The sequence below is a fragment of the Mesorhizobium sp. CNPSo 4661 genome, assembly GCF_057784215.1.
On record NZ_JBWGIO010000027.1, the window covers coordinates 25,048 to 42,912 of the forward strand.

A 17,865-nucleotide genomic window follows, 5' to 3' on the forward strand; every position below is an offset into this window, starting at 1 on the left:
AAGCGTCGCAGCAAGCCTGTGTTGGCAGGGCAGGGCTCTGCCTTTATTGGAAGAACCATGCTGTTCTGGGTCATAGCCGCAATCCTCACGCTGGGCGCCAGCCTGGCGGTGCTGTTGCCGCTTACCGGCGGCATGAAGGGCGCGTCGCCTGCCGGCGACCACGACCGTGAAGTCTATCGCGACCAGCTTTCCGAGCTCGACCGCGACATGGCGCGCGGCCTGATCCAGCCGGGCGAGGCCGAGGAGGCGCGCGCCGAGATCGGCCGCCGCATCCTGCGTCTCAGCGCGGCTATGCAGCCCGGCGCGGCAACGCCCAGGTCCGCGCGCGGCGCCAGATGGGTCGCCAGCGTGGCCGTGCTTGCGGTTCCCCTGCTGAGCTGGGGGCTTTACGGCATGCTCGGCTCTCCCGATCTGCCTTCACAGCCGCTGGCCGAACGTCTGGCCAAGAACCCGGCCGATTCTTCGGTCGACGAACTGGTCGCCCGCGCCGAGGCCCATCTCGCCGCCAACCCGTCGGACGGTAAGGGCTGGGACGTTCTGGCGCCGATCTATCTTCGCCTGCAGCGCTTTCCCGATGCGGTGACCGCCTATCGCAACGCCATCCGCCTCGACGGCGACAGCGCGGTGCGCCAGGCAGGCTTGGGCGAGGCGATCGCCAGTGCTGCCGGCGGTATTGTGTCGGCCGACGCGCAGAACGCGTTCGAGGCGGCCCTGAAGCTCGATCCGGCCAACGCCAAGGCGAATTTCTACTTGGGCGTCGGCCTCGCCCAGGAAGGCAAGAAGGCAGAGGCCGTCACCGCGTGGCAAAAGATGCTCGGCCAGCTCGCGCCGGATTCGCCCTGGCGCAGCGCGGTCCAGCAGGCGCTTGCCGAGGCGGGCGCGCCGGCAGTCGCCAGGGCCGCGCCGGCAAACGGGCCGGACGCACAACAGGTAGAAGCCGCGCAGCAGATGTCGCCGCAGGACCGGCAAGCGATGATCGAGACCATGGTTGCCGGCCTCGACGACAAATTGAAGCAGAATCCCCGCGACGAGGAAGGATGGATGCGCCTCATCCGTTCCTATGTCGTGCTTGGCAAGACCGACCAGGCGCGCGCCGCGCTCGGCCGCGCTGTCGCCGCCTTTGGAGCGGACAGTGAACAGGCCAGGAAATTCACCGCCTTCGCCGCCTCGCTCGGCGTGACGGCGACGGAGTAGGGCAATGACGCGCAAGCAGAAGCGATTGTCGGTGATCGTGGCGGGGCTGGCCTTCCTCGCCGCCGCCGCCGGACTCACCTTCTACGCGCTCGGCCAGAAGGCCTCCTATTTCTACATGCCGGCCGAGCTGGCCACGGCAAGTGTCCAGCCTGGACAGCGCATCCGACTTGGCGGTCTCGTCGAGAGCGGCACCGTCGTGCGCGGCAATGGCGCAACCGTGGCCTTCTCGGTTACCGACACGCAGAAAGCGGTCAAGGTGACCTATACCGGCATCCTGCCCGATCTCTTCCGCGAGGGGCAGGGTGTCATAACCGAGGGCGCATTCGGTCCGGATGGAGTTTTTGTCGCCGACAGCGTGCTCGCCAAGCATGACGAGCGCTATATGCCGAAGGAAGTCGCCGACGGCCTGAAGGCCAAGGGCGTCTGGGTGGAAAGCAAGAGCCAATGAGCGGGTTCCGCAAAAGTGCAACGCGGTTTTGCGACCAGAAACCTGCGGGAAACAGGTGATCCTTGGTTGAGACCGGACATTTCGCCCTCGTGCTTGCCTTCGCGCTGTCGCTGGTGCAGATGCTGGTGCCGCTCGTGGGCGCCCGCACCGGCAACCAGCGGCTGATGGCGGTCGGCGGTCCGGTGACCGTCACCGGCTTCGCGCTGACCGCGCTGTCCTTCGCCGCCCTTGCCAGCGCCTATGCCGGCTCGGACTTCTCGGTGGCGAACGTGTGGGAGAATTCCCATTCGCTGCAGCCGATGATCTACAAGATCACCGGCACCTGGGGAAACCACGAAGGCTCGATGCTGCTGTGGGTGCTGATCCTGACCTTCTTCGGCGCGCTCGTCGCTGTCTTCGGCAACAATCTGCCGGCAACGCTCAAGGCCAATGTGCTGGCCGTGCAGGGCATGATCGGCGCGGCGTTCTTCCTGTTCATCCTGACGACGTCCAACCCGTTCATCCGCCTCAATCCGGCGCCGGTCGAGGGGCGCGACCTCAACCCGGTCCTGCAGGACCTCGGCCTCGCCATCCATCCGCCGCTGCTCTACCTCGGCTATGTCGGCTTCTCGGTCTGCTTTTCCTTCTCGGTCGCGGCTCTGATCGAAGGCCGCATCGATGCCTCCTGGGCGCGCTGGGTGCGGCCATGGACGCTGGTCGCCTGGATGTTCCTCACCGGCGGGATCGCCATGGGGTCCTACTGGGCCTATTACGAGCTTGGCTGGGGCGGCTTCTGGTTCTGGGATCCGGTCGAGAACGCTTCCTTCATGCCCTGGCTTGCCGGCACCGCGCTGCTCCATTCGGCCATCGTCATGGAGAAGCGCTCGGCGCTGAAGATCTGGACGCTGCTGCTTGCCATCCTCACTTTCTCGCTGTCGCTGCTCGGCACTTTCCTGGTGCGTTCGGGTGTGCTGACTTCCGTGCACGCCTTCGCCACCGACCCGGCGCGCGGCGTCTTCATCTTGTGCATCCTGACGCTGTTCATCGGTGGCTCGCTGGCGCTGTTTGCGCTGCGTGCGTCGCGGCTGACGGCCGGCGGCCTGTTCCATCCGATCTCGCGTGAGGGCGCGCTGGTCCTCAACAACCTCTTTCTCACCACCGCCACCGCGACGGTGCTGGTCGGTACGCTCTACCCGTTGGCGCTCGAAGCGCTCACCGGCGGCAAGATCTCGGTCGGCGCGCCCTTCTTCGACCTGACCTTCGGTCCGCTGATGCTGCCGCTGCTGGCGATCGTGCCGTTCGGCCCACTGCTGGCCTGGAAGCGCGGTGACGTGATTGCCGCCTCGCAACGGCTGATGGCGGCCTTCGCCCTGGCGCTCGCCGCGATGCTGGTCACCGGTCTGTTCATCGACGGCGCCTCGGTGTTCGCCGCGCTTGGTGTCGGCCTCGCTGTCTGGCTGGTCGCCGGCGCGCTGACCGACCTCGCCGTCAAATCCGGCGCCGGTTCGGTGGCGCCGGCCATCATGCTTCGCCGCTTCGCCGGCCTGCCGCGCTCGGTCTTCGGCACGGCGCTTGCCCATCTCGGCCTCGGGCTGACCTTGCTCGGCATCGTCGCCACGCTCTGCTTCGGCACCGAGAGGATCCTCACCATGCGCGCCGGCGAGACGGTGGAGCTCTCCGGCCATACGCTGCGCTTCGAAGGGCTCTTTCCCCAGAAAGGCCCGAACTTCACCGAGGATCGCGCCCGCTTCCTGCTGATAGGAGCTGACGGCAATGCCAACGGCGAAATCTCTTCGGCAAAGCGCTTCTTTCAGGCTCGGCAGATGGCAACGACCGAGTCCGGCATCAGGACGATTGGGTTGAGCCAGCTCTATCTCTCACTCGGCGACGAGAACAATGACGGCTCCGTCGTCGTGCGCCTCTGGTGGAAGCCGCTGGTCACCCTGATCTGGGGCGGCGGACTGGTGATGATGGCGGGCGCGGCCATGTCGCTGGCCGACCGCCGCCTGCGTGTCGGCGCGCCGGCAAGGCGGCGAAAGCTGGCCGCGGCCCTGGCGACCCCGACATGAAAGCGAGATTTTCGCTCGCCCCGCTGATCCTGCTGCTGGCTCTGGTCTTCGCAGGCGCGGCGCAGGCGGTGAAGCCCGACGAGGTGTTGCAGGATCCGGCCTTGGAGGCGAGGGCCCGCGCGCTGTCGGAAGGCCTGCGCTGCATGGTCTGCCAGAACCAGTCGATCGACGAATCCGACGCCGACCTCGCCCGCGACCTGCGCATCCTCGTGCGCCAGCGCCTCGTCGCCGGCGACACCGACCAGCAGGTCATGGACTATATCGTCTCGCGCTATGGCGAATTCGTGCTGCTCAAGCCTCGCTTCAGCCTGCGCAACGCGCTTCTGTGGGGCACGCCGGTGCTCCTGCTGCTGGTCGGCGGCTTGTTCATCGTGGTGAGCGCCCGCTCGCGCCGCCCGGCATCGACCACGCTTTCGGCCGAGGAGCAGGCGGCACTGGATAAGATGCTTAGCGACTAGCTCCATCGCCGGCGTCGACAATTGGCTGCGACCGCTCGCGATTCGTCATTCCAGGGCGGAGCAAGGAGCGAAGCGACGCGCGCAGACCTGGAATGACGACGTCGCGGAGGTTTCAGCCAATTTCCAAAGGCGGCATGCCCTCACACTTTGCGTGTCCGCTCGGCCTCCACCCAAACATTACAAAATTTTCATGTACCGGAAATGGCGCCGTAATGTGCGGCTCTCTAATCCTCTTGCCCGAGGATGCTTCGCCTGAGCGCATCCGCGTCGATAGAGGACAAGAAACCCATGAATAATGCCCCCAATTCATTTTCGAGCACCCGCAAGCGCCTGATGGCCGCCGTCGCTTCCCTGGCCGTTGTCGGCACGGCTGGCGCCGGCATGCTCGCAACCGGCACCGCCCCCGTGCTGGCTGATGCCGTGCGCGTCGAAGCCCCGCAGATGCCGAGCTTCGCCGATGTCGTCGAACACGTCTCGCCGGCGGTCGTCAGCGTCAAGGTCAAGGCCAAGATCCAGCCGACGGCCGATGACGGCTCCGACGACCAGAACGGCTTCGACAACCTGCCCGACAATCCGCAGCTGCGCCGCTTCTTCAAGGAATTCCGCGGTTTCGGCGACCAGGGCCAGGGCGGCCAGTTCGGCATGCGCCGCTTCAACCACCGCGACCACGGCAATGGTGAGCCGCGTCCGGTCGCTCAGGGCTCGGGCTTCTTCATCTCGGAAGACGGCTATCTCGTCACCAACAACCATGTCGTCTCGGAAGGCTCGGATTTCAGCGTCGTCACCAATGACGGCAAGGAACTCGACGCCAAGCTGATCGGCACCGATCCGCGCACCGATCTTGCCGTGCTCAAGGTCGATGGCGGCGGCAACAAGTTCACCTATGTCGACTTTGCCGATGACTCCAAGGTTCGCATCGGTGACTGGGTGGTTGCGGTCGGCAATCCCTTCGGCCTCGGCGGCACAGTCACCGCGGGCATCGTCTCGGCTCGCGGCCGTGACATCGGCGCCGGCCCCTATGACGACTTCATCCAGATCGACGCTTCGGTCAACCGCGGCAATTCGGGCGGTCCGACCTTCAACCTCAACGGCCAGGTGATCGGGATCAACACCGCCATCTTCTCGCCGTCGGGTGGCAGCGTCGGCATTGCCTTCGACATCCCGGCCTCGACCGCCAAGCAGGTCGTCCAGGACCTGATGAAGAGCGGCTCCGTGCAGCGCGGCTGGCTCGGCGTCGAAATCCAGCCGGTCACCTCCGACATCGCCGAGTCGCTCGGCCTGAAGTCGGACAAGGGCGCGCTGGTCTCGAGCGCCCAGGATGCCGGTCCGGGCAAGAAGGCCGGCATCGCCGCCGGCGACGTCATCACCCAGGTCGACGGCAAGGATATCGACTCGCCGAAGGAACTCGCCCGCACCATCGGCGCCTATTCGCCGGGCAAGTCGGTCGACGTCACCGTCTGGCGTGACGGCAAGTCCCAGACGGTCAAGGTCGATCTCGGCACGCTGCCCGTGAGCGACAAGCAGGCCTCGAACGACGACAACAGCAAGCAGCCGGCCCCCGCCGCCAAGCCAGACACGCTTGCCGATCTCGGCCTGACCGTCACCAAGGCGGAAAACGGCAAGGGCCTCGTGGTGACCGACGTCGATCCCGACAGCAATGCGGCCGACCGCGGTATCCAGCCCGGCGACGTCATCACCTCGATCAACTCGAACGAGGTGAACACCACCGACGACGTCTCCAAGGCGATGGCCGATGCCACCAAGGCCGGCCGCAAGGCCGTGCTGATGCAGATCACCCGCGACGACTCGAACCGCTTCGTCGCGCTGCCGGTCGGCAAGGGCTGAGATATCAGCGTTCGGATTTTCCCTGCGGCGGTATCAACACCCCCGAGCCGCCGCCGGGAAAACATGGGGCCGAGCACGTAAGTCAGTCACCGTGTTTCGCGCCTGGCGGCAGCGGGTTTCCCATCACCCGCTGCCGCTTATCGCATGTCGCCCATAAGTGGGCACCGGTTTTGGGATCACGACATGCGAAACGGAATGCATGTCGCCCATAAGTGGGCACCGGTTTTGGGATCACGACATGCGGAACGGAATGTATGTCGCCCAAAAGTGGGTACCGGTTTTGGGATCACGACATGCGGAACGGAATGTATGTCGCCCAAAAGTGGTTGCCGGTTTTGGGAAGAAGACATGCGACTAATGAATGCAAGGCATGAACAATGGCTGCCTCTCAAACTTCAGGTGAAATCGCGTATAACGGCTCCATGAAGATTCTCGTCATGGAAGACGATCGCGAGGCAGCGGACTACTTGCAGAAAGCCTTTGCCGAAGCGGGCCACACCGCCCATGTTGCTGGCGACGGCGAGACCGGCTTCGCGCTCGCCGATGCCGGCGACTATGACGTGATGGTCGTCGACCGCCTGATGCCGCGCCGCGACGGCCTGTCCGTGATTGCCGCCCTTCGCTCGCGCGGCAACACCACGCCGGTGCTGATCCTGTCGGCGCTGGGCGAGGTCGATGACCGCGTCACGGGGTTGCGCGCCGGCGGCGACGATTACCTCACCAAGCCTTACGCCTTTTCCGAATTGCTTGCCCGCGTCGAAGTGCTGAACCGTCGCGCCAGCGCCCGCGAGTCCGAGACAGTCTACCGCGTCGGCGATCTGGAGCTCGACCGGCTATCGCATTCGGTCAAGCGCGCCGGCCGCGAGATCACGCTGCAGCCGCGCGAGTTCCGCCTGCTTGAATATCTGATGCGCCATGCCGGCCAGGTGGTGACGCGCACCATGCTTCTGGAAAATGTCTGGGACTATCATTTCGATCCGCAGACCAACGTCATCGACGTCCACGTCTCGCGCCTGCGCGGCAAGATCGAAAAAGGCTTCGACAAGCCGATCCTGCACACGATCCGCGGCGCCGGCTACATGCTGAAGGGCGGGTAGAGCATGATCCCGAACCGAAGGTCAGCGAACGCAAAAAGTGGGACCCGGTTTTCGGAAAAGATCATGCGTCAACAAAGGTTTAGATCAGGATGGACGATTCAACAAATCGTCATCCTGATCTAAGAGCCGACCATGGCTCTTTCCCTGCCGGCCATCATGAAGACGACGGCGGCCAGGCTTTCGGCGCTTTATCTTCTGCTTTTCGCGCTCTGCGCGGTGCTGCTCGTCCTGTACATGACGTCGCTGTCGGCGCGCATGCTGACCGCGCAGACGCAGGAGACCATCAATGACGAGGTGCTGGGCCTTGCCCGCGCCTATCAGCGCGGCGGCCTGCCGGTGCTGGTGCGCGTCGTCGAGGCTCGCTCGCGCCAGCCCGGCGCCAATCTCTATCTGATCGCCGACGCCAACGGCCAGATCCTGACCGGCAATGTGCAGAGCCTGGAGCCGGGGGTCATCGAGACCGAGGGCTGGACGACGGAACCGTTTTCCTATCAGCGCTTCGGCGAGGGCGAGCTCGATCGGCTGCGCAGCGGCGGTTCGGACCAGTCCGCGCCTCCGGCCAGCGAGGGCAACAATCCCCAGTCCACGGGGGAAAAGGGCCACAACGCCATCGCGCTGGTGTTGAGGCTGCCCAACCAGATGATCATGCTGGTCGGCCGCGATCTCGGCGAGCCGGAACGCTTCCGCGCCGTCATCAGCCGCGCGCTGACCCTGGCGCTCGGTATGATGGGCCTTGGCGGCATCCTGATCTGGTTCTTTGTCGGGCGCGCCGCGCTGAAGCGCATCGACAGCGTCTCGGACGCCAGCCGCCGCATCATGGGCGGCGATCTCAGTGGACGGCTGCCGGTCACCGGCGCCGGCGACGAATTCGACCGCCTGTCGGAAAACCTCAATTCGATGCTGGCCAGGATCGCCAAGTTGAACGAGGGGCTGAAGCAGGTCTCCGACAACATCGCCCATGATCTGAAGACGCCGCTGACGAGGCTGCGCAACCGCGCCGAGGCGACGCTCGCCGGCAGGCACAAGACGGAAGATTACCGCCAGGCGCTGGAAGGCACGATCGCGGAGTCCGACCAGCTCATCAAGACGTTCAACGCCATCCTGATGATCTCGCGCCTGGAGGCTGGCTATTCCTCGGAACAAACCGGTTCCGTCGACCTCGCCGCCACCGTGAGCGACGTCGTCGAGCTCTACGAGCCGGTGGCGGAAGAAGCGGGCGTAGCACTGGAAACGACCGTGCCCGAGGCCTTCACGATCAACGGCAACCGCGAGCTGATCGGCCAGGCGCTGTCCAACATCGTCGACAATGCCATCAAATACTCGACCGACGCCGCCGAGGCGCCGAAAGTACGAGTGGCGCTGGAGCGCCTCGGCAACGAGATCAAGCTTGCCGTCTCCGACAACGGCCACGGCATTCCGGACGACGCCGATCGCGCCCGGGCCACCGAACGCTTCGTTCGCCTGGAAAAGAGCCGCTCGCAGCCGGGTTCCGGCTTGGGTCTCAGCCTCGCCAAGGCAATTATGACTTTCCACAACGGCAGGCTTGATCTTTTACCCGCCAATCCCGGATTGTCCGTGGTCATGAGTTTCCCGTTGCGGGAGACGCATTAAAGAAGGTCGCGTGAAAAAGGATTCACGCGCCCTGCTTTAAGGTTTTGATTTTAAGCATGTCTTTGTCCCGAAACCGGGCCCACTTTCGGGAGACATGCCTTGATGGCGCGGATAAATGGCGAAGAAGAAAATCGAATCCGAATTCCGGCTTAGCCCGACACTGGCGCTCCGCCCCCTGGGCGCGAAGCACGCCCGGCGCGAATTGTCGGAAATCGCCGATGCCGCCGAGGAAGAAGGATTTTCCCGCCTCGCTGCATTCCTGGCGGGCGAGGGGCCGCTGCAAGATTTACTGGCGGCCGTCTTCGACCTCTCGCCCTTCCTGCGCGATGTCGCCCGTCGCCGGCCGGCGATCCTCGACACGCTGTTCGATCAAACGATCGAAGCGCGGCTCGATGCCATCGGCGTGGCGATCGGCGGCGCGGCCAAGGCGGAAGACGCTCCGGAAGGGAGCCTGATGATGGCGCTCAGGCAATGGAAGACCGAAGCGCATTTCCTGATCGCGCTGGCCGATCTGTCGGGCGAGGCGGAGGCTTCCGCGACGGTGCGCCGGCTCAGCGATCTTGCCGACGCCTGCACATGCGCCGCCGTCGATTTCCTGCTGCTCGACGCGAACCGGCAAGGCAAGCTCAAGCTGCCGCGTCCGGCGGAACCGGCAAGAGATTCTGGCTGGATCCTGCTCGGCATGGGCAAGCTCGGCGCGCATGAGCTGAATTTTTCCTCCGATATCGACCTCGTCGTCTTCTTCGATCCGGAGGCGCCGGCCGTCCTCGATCCGCTCGACGCGACCGAGCTGTTCTCTCGGCTCACCCGCCGTCTCGTGCGCATCCTGCAGGACCGCACCGAGCATGGCTATGTCTTTCGCACCGATCTGAGGCTTCGCCCCGATCCGGGCTCGACGCCGCTGGCGATCCCCGTCGAGGCCGCGCTTCGCTATTACGAGGCGCGCGGCCAGAACTGGGAGCGCGCGGCCATGATAAAGGCGCGGCCGGTTGCCGGCGACCTTGCCGCGGGCGCCGCCTTCCTCAAGGAATTGCAGCCCTATGTCTGGCGCAAATACATGGACTATGCGGCGATCGCCGACGTCCATTCGATCAAGCGCCAGATCCATGCTCATAAGGGCCATGGCGAGATCGCGGTGAAGGGCCACAACGTCAAGCTCGGCCGCGGTGGCATCCGCGAGATCGAGTTCTTCGTCCAGACCCAGCAGCTCATCGCCGGCGGCCGCTTCCCGGAGCTGCGCGGCCGCGAGACCGTGCCGATGCTCGCAGCGCTCGCCGCCCGCGGCTGGATCACAGCTGATGCGCGCGATGCGCTCACCGGGCAATACTGGTTTCTGCGCCGTGTCGAGCACGCCATCCAGATGGTGGCCGACGAGCAGACGCACATCCTGCCGGACAGCGACGAGGAGCTCAAACGCATCGCGCTGATGCTGGGATTTGCCGGCGAGGCGGAATTCACGGCGGCGTTCCGCGCTTCGCTGCAGCAGGTCGAGCGCCACTATGCGGCGCTGTTTGAAACCGCTCCCGAACTCTCGGCCGGCGTCGGCAATCTGGTCTTCACCGGCGATGTCGACGATCCCGATACGCTGCAGACACTGCATAGCCTGGGCTTCCAGCGGCCGAGTGACATCTGCCGCGTCATTCGCGGCTGGCATTTTGGCCGCTATCGCGTCACCCAGTCGGCGGAGGCGCGTGAGCGGCTGACCGAGCTGACTCCGGCGCTGTTGAAGGCCTTCGGCCAGACGCGGCGCGCCGACGAGGCATTGATGCGCTTCGACGAGTTCCTCGCCGGGCTGCCGGCCGGCATCCAGCTTTTCTCGCTGCTGCAATCGAATCCGGCGCTGCTCAAGCTGATGGCGACCGTCATGGGCGCGGCGCCACGGCTGGCGGCCATCATTACCCGACGCCCGCACGTCTTCGACGGCCTGCTCGACCCGGCGCTGCTCACCGAACTGCCGGACCGCGCCTATCTTTCGGCGCGGCTTGCCGCTTTCATCGAGGGCGACCGCGCCTATGAGGATGTGCTCGACCGCCTGCGCATCTTTGCCTCCGAGCAGAAATTTCTGATCGGCGTGCGCCTGCTTGCCGGCTCGATCGATCCCGCGCGCGCCGGCCGCGCTTTCTCCGATCTCGCCGATCTGACCATCGAGGCCGCGCTTAACGCGGTGATCGCCGAATTCGCGCTGCGCCATGGCAGGATCGGGGGCGGCAGGGTGGCCCTGCTCGGCATGGGCAAGCTCGGCAGCCGCGAGCTCACCGCGGGTTCCGATGTCGATCTCATCCTGCTCTACGATCATGACGGCGATGCCGAGGACTCCGACGGCGACAAACCGCTGGCGCCTTCGCACTACTACACCCGCATGACGCAGCGCCTGATCGCCGCCGTCTCGGCGCCGACCGCCGAAGGCGTGCTCTATGAGCTGGACCTGCGCCTACGTCCTTCCGGCAACAAGGGGCCGGTCGCCACCCATATCGACGCGTTCAAGAAATATCAGCGCCAGGACGCCTGGACCTGGGAGCACATGGCGCTGGCACGCGCCCGCGCCATCGGCGGCGACGTCGAGCTTTGCGCCGAACTCGAGACCGAAGTGGCGGCGGTTCTGGCGCAGCCGCGCGATGCCGCCAAGGTGAAAGCCGAGGCCTCGGACATGCGCGCGCTGATCGAGAAGGAGAAGCCGCCGCGCGACCTCTGGGACATCAAGCTGCTCCCCGGCGGGCTCATCGATCTCGAATTCATCGCCCAGGTCGCGGTCATCACCGGCAATGTCGAGCCCGGCCGCCGGGTGACGGCGACGGCGGACATTCTGGCGCGACTAGTCTCCGGTTTCGCGGGGGGCGATATCCGCGAAGAGCTTGGCGAAGCTTACAGGCTCTATCTGGCGCTGACCCAGATGATCAGGCTTTGCCTTACCGGCGAGTTCCAGCGCGACGATGTCCCGCCGGGGCTTTCGGACCTGCTTCTGGCGGTCACCGACCTGCCGGACTTCGCTGTGCTGGAAGCGCATCTCAAGGAGACGTCGCGGAAGGTCAGGAGAGATTTCGACCGTCTGCTTCGTGCGGGAGCGTCGACACCAACCGCATCGTCGCCATGAGATTCCCCGGGTGGCACATTAGCCACAGTTAATATTAATCGGCGATCCGGTCTTGCGCCATTGGCAGAGGTGTCCCGTAATGGGTCAATGGGTCTGGCACCGCAATTGCACGGTCAGCAATGCCGGGGTCAATCATCACCCCGACGAAGGGGGGCCTCGCCGCTTCGCAAATGGAGCGGCGGGTTCTTTTAACGGCTGACTTGAAAGCCCCCCAAATGGCCAAAACCTGGGGGCGCTGGGCAACTATGGATCTTCGGAAATTCTTGGTAGGCATGTTCGCAGCGTCATTCATGGTGGCGATCTGGGCTGACATGGAAACTGGTTCCGTCTGGACGGCGCTCGGGTGGGCAATGCTGGCCATGGTCATTCTGCAGGTCGGATATTTCGGTCTCGTCGTCGGCTTGGTCTATAGACGGCCATCGAAAGGCGCCGAGGCAAGCCCGGCGTCGGCAGCCGTAAACGATCTAAACCCCACTGGCTCAGTTTAGCGGCCCGACAGTTCGTTGGGGTGAGTTCGGTCGACCGCCGAGCCTGACCGGCGCGGCGGCAAGCCGGCTGAGTCAATCGTAATATTAGCAAATTTGCGATAGAACCCGGGAGCGGACGTTTTCTCGTGTTTTGGGCGGCACGGCGGGCGCTGGCCCGCCGGTGAACCGCTCTAACCTAATGCATGTCGCCCAAAAGTGCGCAGCGGTTTTGGGACAACGACATGCGTAAAAACAACAACCTAAAGCGCGCCGCATGAGGCCGTTCCGACGCGACGTGCTTTAGGCCGCCGCCTTCACCGTAGGCGGTGCTTTCTTCAGCGGAATGCGCACCGAAACGATGGTGCCGACGCCTTCGGTCGAGCGGATCTTCAGCGCGCCGCCCTGCAGCTCGGCCAGTGAGCGCGAGATGGCGAGCCCGAGGCCCGAACCGGTGTGGTTCTTGGAGAACTGGTTCTGCACCTGCTCGAACGGCCGGCCGAGCTTGCTCAGCGCCTGCTTGGGAATGCCGCAGCCATTGTCCTCGATGGTGAGCAGCAGGGCGCCCGACGTGTTGCGCGCCCTGACCGTGATCTTGCCGCCCTGTCCGGTGAACTTCACCGCGTTGGAGAGCAGGTTGATGGCGATCTGCTTGATCGCGCGGCGGTCGGCGTAGAGCCGCATGGTATCGGCGATGCGCGTCTCGACATTGATCGACTTTTCCGCCGCCTGCAGCGAGATCACCCGCACCGTCTCCTTGATGAGCGGGCAGAGGTCGATCTCCTCGCGGTCGAGCGAGAACTGGCCGGCTTCGATCTTCGACATGTCGAGTATGTCGTTGATGACGCCGAGCAAATATTTGCCGCTGCCGTTGATGTCGGTTGCATATTCCTCGTAGCGCTCCGAGCCGAGCGGTCCGAACAGGCCCTGCTGCATCAGCTCGGAAAAGCCGATGATGGCGTTGAGCGGCGTGCGCAGTTCATGCGACATGTTGGCGAGGAATTCCGACTTGGCGCGATTGGCCGCCTCGGCGCGCTCGGTTTCCTTCATGTATTTGCGGTTGAGCTCGACCAGTTCGCTGGCGCGTTCCTCTTCGGCGCGCCGCGCAAGGCTGAGATCGTGGATCGTCGCCATCAGCCGGCGCTCGCTGTCGACCAGCTTTTCCTGATGCAGCTTGATCTGGGTGATGTCGGAGCCGACCGAGACGATGCCGCCGTCGCGGGTCCTAAGCTCGTTCACCTGCAGCCAGCGGCCGTCGGCAAGCTGGCGCTCGAGGGTAATGCCGCCATGTGGCCCGTTGGCATTGGCGAGCCTGCGCTCCGAAGCGAAGGCCAGCATCCGCTCCTCCACCGCGTCGCGAACGATGCCCGGCACGACGTCGCGGTCCGACAGCCCGTTGTCCTTCTGGAACTTCGAATTGCACATGATCAGCCGCTCGGCGGCGTCCCACAGCACGAAGGATTCGTTGATGTTCTCGATCGCGGTCCTGAGCCGCATGTCGGCCGCTTCCGAGCGCAGCGCCAGGTGCCGCTGCTCGGTGACGTCGACGGCGATGCCGATCAGCTGGATCTCCGGCGCCTCCGGGTCGATCACCTGGGCGCGGGCGCGCATCCACACCCACTGCCCATCGGCATGGCGCATGCGAAAGACCTGGTCGATATGGTCTATCTCGCGTTCGACGATGCGGTTGGCAAGCTCGAACAGGTCGCCGTCTTCCGGGTGGATGATCTCGTCGACCTCGCCGAAGGAGAGCATCGCATCGCAGGGCTCGTAGCCCAGCATGTCGTACATCGAGCGCGACCAGTACATCTTGCCGCGCACCATGTCCCAGTCCCACAAGCCGCAGCGGCCGCGCACCAGCGCCATGTCGATGCGCTGATGCGCTTCGAGATAGATGCGGTCCGCCGCCTGGGCGCGCGCGGCCTGGCCGAAATAGGCGTAGAGGATGACGATCAGCACGCCCGCCGTCAGCACGAACAGCGTGACGTTGAGCGACATCGACTTGCGCCAGCTGTCGAACACCGCTTCCTGCGGTACCAGCACGGCGGCTGCATGTTTGCGGTCGCCGCTGAGGCTGACGGCCGCGAACCAATCCTGTCCGGCGATGCTGACGTCCATCACGCCGGCGCGGTCGCCGAACATGAACAGCGGCTGGCCGCCGAGCACCAGACTGTCCAGCGTGCGACCCTGCCAGCCCGTCGACAGCGGCGAGACGGCGATGACCTTGAAGTTGGCGTCGGTGATGGCCAGCACATGGGCGCGGCTCATGGCGCCCTGGCGGCTGGTGTTTTCCAGGAGGCTTACGGCATTGGCGCCGGCAGCGCTGGGGTCCGCGGTGATTGCCTGCGCCATCTGGCCGGTGGCCAGCGCCAGCACCGCCTTGGCGTCGCGCTCTATCTCGTCATGCTCGTTCATCAGCGACAGGAAGCGCAATGCCGCGATGACGATCAGGAAAATGACGATCAGCGCCGGGATCGACCGGCGCAGCAGCGGCTCGGCGGCCAGGAGCCGCTGATAAGTGGGTTCGGCGATGAGGCGCGTATTGCCGGCAAGTCCATCGCTCCTTGCCTTGCGCCGCGCAAAAGCCTTCCCTCCGGGCGCGCCCCACGCGTCCGCCTTGGCCATAAATGGCACTCCCCGATCTGCCGTATACTGGATGATCCGGTTACGCCGCACGCCCGAATCGCCATTAAAGAATCAAAGCTGATTCGCCTTGTCCAGTGGCGCGGTCGAAAAAGATTAAAAGTTGATTGAAATTTGCTCTTTTTCCCTTCTCCCCTTGTGGGAAAGGTGGATCGGCGCGCCAGCGCCGAGACGGATGAGGGGTGTTCCAGCGGAGTGAGACGCTGGCTTTCCCTGGAGCACCCCTCATCCGTCGCCTGCGGCGACACCTTCTCCCACAAGGGGAGAAGGAAGAGCGCCCTAGGCCAGCGTCCGTTCCACGATGTCGCGCAGATCCGCCGACAGGTTCTCGGCCTTGGCCATATCGAGCAGCGCCTGCCTGGCTTTGGCTTGCCGCCCGGGCTCCAGCGAGCGCCAGGACCGCAGCGCCGTCGCAAGCCGTGCCGCCACTTGAGGGTTACGCTTCTCGACCTCCAGCACCGTCTCGGCGAACAGGCGGTAGGCTTCGCCGTCGGGGCGGTGGAAGCCGGTCTGGTTGGCGCTGGAGAAGGTGCCGATCAGCGAACGCACCCGGTTCGGGTTGGCGATCGAGAAAGCCGGATGCCGCATGAGCTCGCGCACCTTCACGACGGTCTTCGAGCCGGGCACGCCGGCCTGGATCTGGAACCATTTGTCGAGCACCAGCGCGTCGCCGCGATAGCGGGCCTCGAAGGCGGCCAGCGCCTCTTCCGCCTCGGCCGTGCCAGAATGGCGATGCGCCAGCACGGCAAGCGCCGCGGCGCGGTCGGTCATGTTGGTGGCGGTATTGAAATGCCGCGCGGCGAGGGTGGCACCGCCCGGCAGCAGGGAAAGATAGTCGAGCAAGGTGTTGCGCAGCGCCCTGCGTCCGGCGCTCGCCGCGTCCGGGCTGAACGAACCCCTGTCGGCAAGCCTCTCATAGAGCGTCGCGAAGGTCTCGCGGTTTGCCTCGGCGATCGTCCGCGCCAACGCTTCGCGCGCGGCGAATATGGCGTCGGGGTCGATGCCCCTGCCGATGTCGCGGGCAATGTCGGCTTCGCCCGGCAGCGCCAGCGCGAGCGCCCGGTAGGCCGGCTCGAGCGCCTCGTCGCCGGCGATCCTGCCGGCAAGCTCGCCGAGCCGTGCTGCGAAGACCGGCTCCTTGCCGCCGAGGATCTGGCGGAAGGCGGCAATCAGCGCGTCGGTCAAGAGCGTGTTGAACGCCTGCCAGCGCGAGAAGGCGTCGCTGTCATGCGCCGCGAGGAAGAACTGGTCGTCTGCTTTCTGCTGCACGGAAAGCGTGATCGGCGCCGAGAAGCCGCGATTGAGCGACACCGAAGGCCGTTGCGAAACGCCGGAGAAGCGCACCGTGTGCCGCCGCTTGCGGATATGGATGACGCCGTCGTCCACTGCCGCGCCCTCGACCGAGTCCCAAGCGACAGGCTTGCCGTCGGCGCCGACAAGTCCGAACGCAAGGGGAATATGCATCAGCCGCTTGCGGCTTTCCGACGGCGTCGGCGGAACCGACTGCTCGATCTCCAGCGTGAACTCCTTGGCCGCCGCATTGTGCGCGGAGCTCACCGTCAGGTTCGGCGTGCCAGCCTGATGGTACCAGAGCGCGAATTGCGCCAGGTCGCGTCCCGAGACATCCTCGAACACTTTGAGGAAATCCTCAATCGTCGCTGCCTCGCCGTCATGCCGCTCGAAATAGAGGTCCATGCCAGCGCGGAAGGTCTCCGGCCCGAGAATGGTGCGGATCATGCGCACCACTTCCGAACCCTTCTCGTAGACGGTCGCCGTGTAGAAGTTGTTGATCTCGCGGTAGCGCCGCGGCCTGACCGGATGCGCCAGCGGCCCCTGGTCTTCCGGGAACTGGTGCGCGCGCAGCGTGCGCACCTCGGCGATGCGCTTCACCGCCCGCGAGCGCTGGTCGGCGGAGAACTCGTGGTCTCGGTAAACTGTCAGCCCTTCCTTCAGGCAGAGCTGGAACCAGTCGCGGCAAGTGATTCTGTTGCCAGTCCAATTGTGGAAATATTCATGCGCGATGATCGCCTCGATATTGGCGAAGTCGGCATCCGTCGCGGTCTCCTCGTCGGCCAGCACATATTTGTCGTTGAAGACGTTGAGGCCCTTGTTCTCCATCGCGCCCATGTTGAAGTCGGACACGGCCACGATGTTGAAGACGTCGAGGTCGTATTCGCGGCCGAAGGCTTCCTCGTCCCATTTCATCGAGCGCTTCAGCGCATCCATCGCATAGCCGGCGAGCCGCTCCTTGCCTGGCTCCACATAGATGCCGAGCTCGACCTCGCGGCCGGACATCGTGGTGAAGCTGCCCGCCACCTTACCCAGCGCGCCGGCCACCAGAGCGAAGAGGTAGGAGGGTTTGGGGAAAGGGTCGTGCCAGATCGCATAGTGCCGGCCATTGGCGAGCGCGCCGCGTTCGACGGGATTGCCGTTTGAAAGCAGCAACGGAGCCTCGTTGTGCGTTGCCTCGACGCGCACGGTGTAGACCGACAGGATATCCGGACGGTCGAGGAAATAGGTGATGCGGCGAAAGCCCTCGGCCTCGCATTGCGTGCAATAGACATTGTTGGAACGGTAGAGTCCCATCAGCGCCTCATTGCGCGAAGGTGCGATCTCCGTCTCCAGGCGAAGCTCGAAGCGCGCCGCCGCCGGGGGCTTCAGGATCGTCAACTTGTCCGGTGTCGCCTCGTAGTCGCCAGCCGCGAGCGCTCGCCCGTCTATCGCCACGCCGAGCAGCGTCAGCCCGTCGCCGTCGAGCACCAGCGGCGCCGAGGCGGCGACGCCCTCGCGCCGTTCGATGGTAAGCAGCGCTGTGACATGGGTCGCGTCCGGCGACAGGCGGAAGTCCAGGCTGGTCGTGGGGATGAGATAGTCGCTGGGGCGGTAGTCTTCGAGCTTGAAGACATGGCCGGTATCGGTGCGCATTCCTTGGACTTTTCCTGTCGATTGAGGGCGGACAGCCAGTC

At 65.0% G+C, this 17,865-nt stretch carries 11 protein-coding genes; 9 read left to right on the forward strand and 2 right to left on the reverse strand.

The window, feature by feature from the left end; translation table 11 throughout:
- The first annotated feature begins 57 nt into the window (after window positions 1–57).
- The 9 genes from ccmI (at window position 58) to AC0YKC_RS29965 (ending at window position 12,280) form a co-directional block, all read left to right on the forward strand.
- Entirely contained in the window at window positions 58–1,194 is a 1,137-nt protein-coding gene (gene ccmI, locus AC0YKC_RS29925; RefSeq protein WP_488513645.1) for a c-type cytochrome biogenesis protein CcmI, read from the forward strand.
- Between the two features lie 4 nt (window positions 1,195–1,198).
- Window positions 1,199–1,642 (forward strand): cytochrome c maturation protein CcmE, encoded by a 444-nt coding sequence (gene ccmE / locus AC0YKC_RS29930; protein WP_320294921.1) that lies wholly within the window; start codon window positions 1,199–1,201, stop codon window positions 1,640–1,642.
- 62 nt (window positions 1,643–1,704) lie between these two features.
- The gene (locus tag AC0YKC_RS29935; RefSeq protein WP_488513646.1) at window positions 1,705–3,690 is read left to right on the forward strand and encodes a heme lyase CcmF/NrfE family subunit; all 1,986 of its coding nucleotides are present in this window, start codon (window positions 1,705–1,707) and stop codon (window positions 3,688–3,690) included.
- Entirely contained in the window at window positions 3,687–4,148 is a 462-nt protein-coding gene (locus AC0YKC_RS29940; RefSeq protein WP_488513647.1) for a cytochrome c-type biogenesis protein, read from the forward strand. The genes AC0YKC_RS29935 and AC0YKC_RS29940 overlap by 4 nt, the downstream gene beginning before the upstream one ends.
- A gap of 288 nt (window positions 4,149–4,436) precedes the next feature.
- Window positions 4,437–5,993 carry a Do family serine endopeptidase gene (locus tag AC0YKC_RS29945; RefSeq protein WP_320294924.1) on the forward strand — a complete coding sequence of 519 codons (1,557 nt, stop codon included), beginning with the start codon at window positions 4,437–4,439 and terminating at the stop codon, window positions 5,991–5,993.
- Window positions 5,994–6,415: 422 nt separating this feature from the next.
- A complete protein-coding gene (locus AC0YKC_RS29950; protein ID WP_040991372.1) occupies window positions 6,416–7,090 on the forward strand; it encodes a response regulator transcription factor in 675 nt (224 codons plus the stop codon).
- 132 nt (window positions 7,091–7,222) lie between these two features.
- A complete protein-coding gene (locus tag AC0YKC_RS29955; protein WP_488513648.1) occupies window positions 7,223–8,701 on the forward strand; it encodes a sensor histidine kinase in 1,479 nt (492 codons plus the stop codon).
- Between the two features lie 115 nt (window positions 8,702–8,816).
- On the forward strand, window positions 8,817–11,792 hold the full coding sequence (locus AC0YKC_RS29960; protein WP_488513649.1) for a bifunctional [glutamine synthetase] adenylyltransferase/[glutamine synthetase]-adenylyl-L-tyrosine phosphorylase: 2,976 nt from the start codon (window positions 8,817–8,819) through the stop codon (window positions 11,790–11,792).
- Between the two features lie 311 nt (window positions 11,793–12,103).
- Window positions 12,104–12,280, forward strand: a complete 177-nt coding sequence (locus AC0YKC_RS29965) for an exopolysaccharide production repressor protein (RefSeq protein ID WP_488253812.1) — start codon at window positions 12,104–12,106, stop codon at window positions 12,278–12,280.
- Window positions 12,281–12,559: 279 nt separating this feature from the next.
- On the opposite strand, the gene AC0YKC_RS29970 is transcribed toward AC0YKC_RS29965, so the two are convergent.
- Together AC0YKC_RS29970 and pepN are read right to left on the reverse strand one after the other, a co-directional pair.
- The gene (locus AC0YKC_RS29970; RefSeq protein ID WP_488513650.1) at window positions 12,560–14,881 is read right to left on the reverse strand and encodes a PAS domain-containing sensor histidine kinase; all 2,322 of its coding nucleotides are present in this window, start codon (window positions 14,879–14,881) and stop codon (window positions 12,560–12,562) included.
- Between the two features lie 297 nt (window positions 14,882–15,178).
- Window positions 15,179–17,824: an aminopeptidase N gene (gene pepN, locus AC0YKC_RS29975; RefSeq protein WP_488513651.1), complete on the reverse strand. Its 2,646-nt coding sequence runs from the start codon at window positions 17,822–17,824 to the stop codon at window positions 15,179–15,181.
- Window positions 17,825–17,865: the final 41 nt, after the last annotated feature.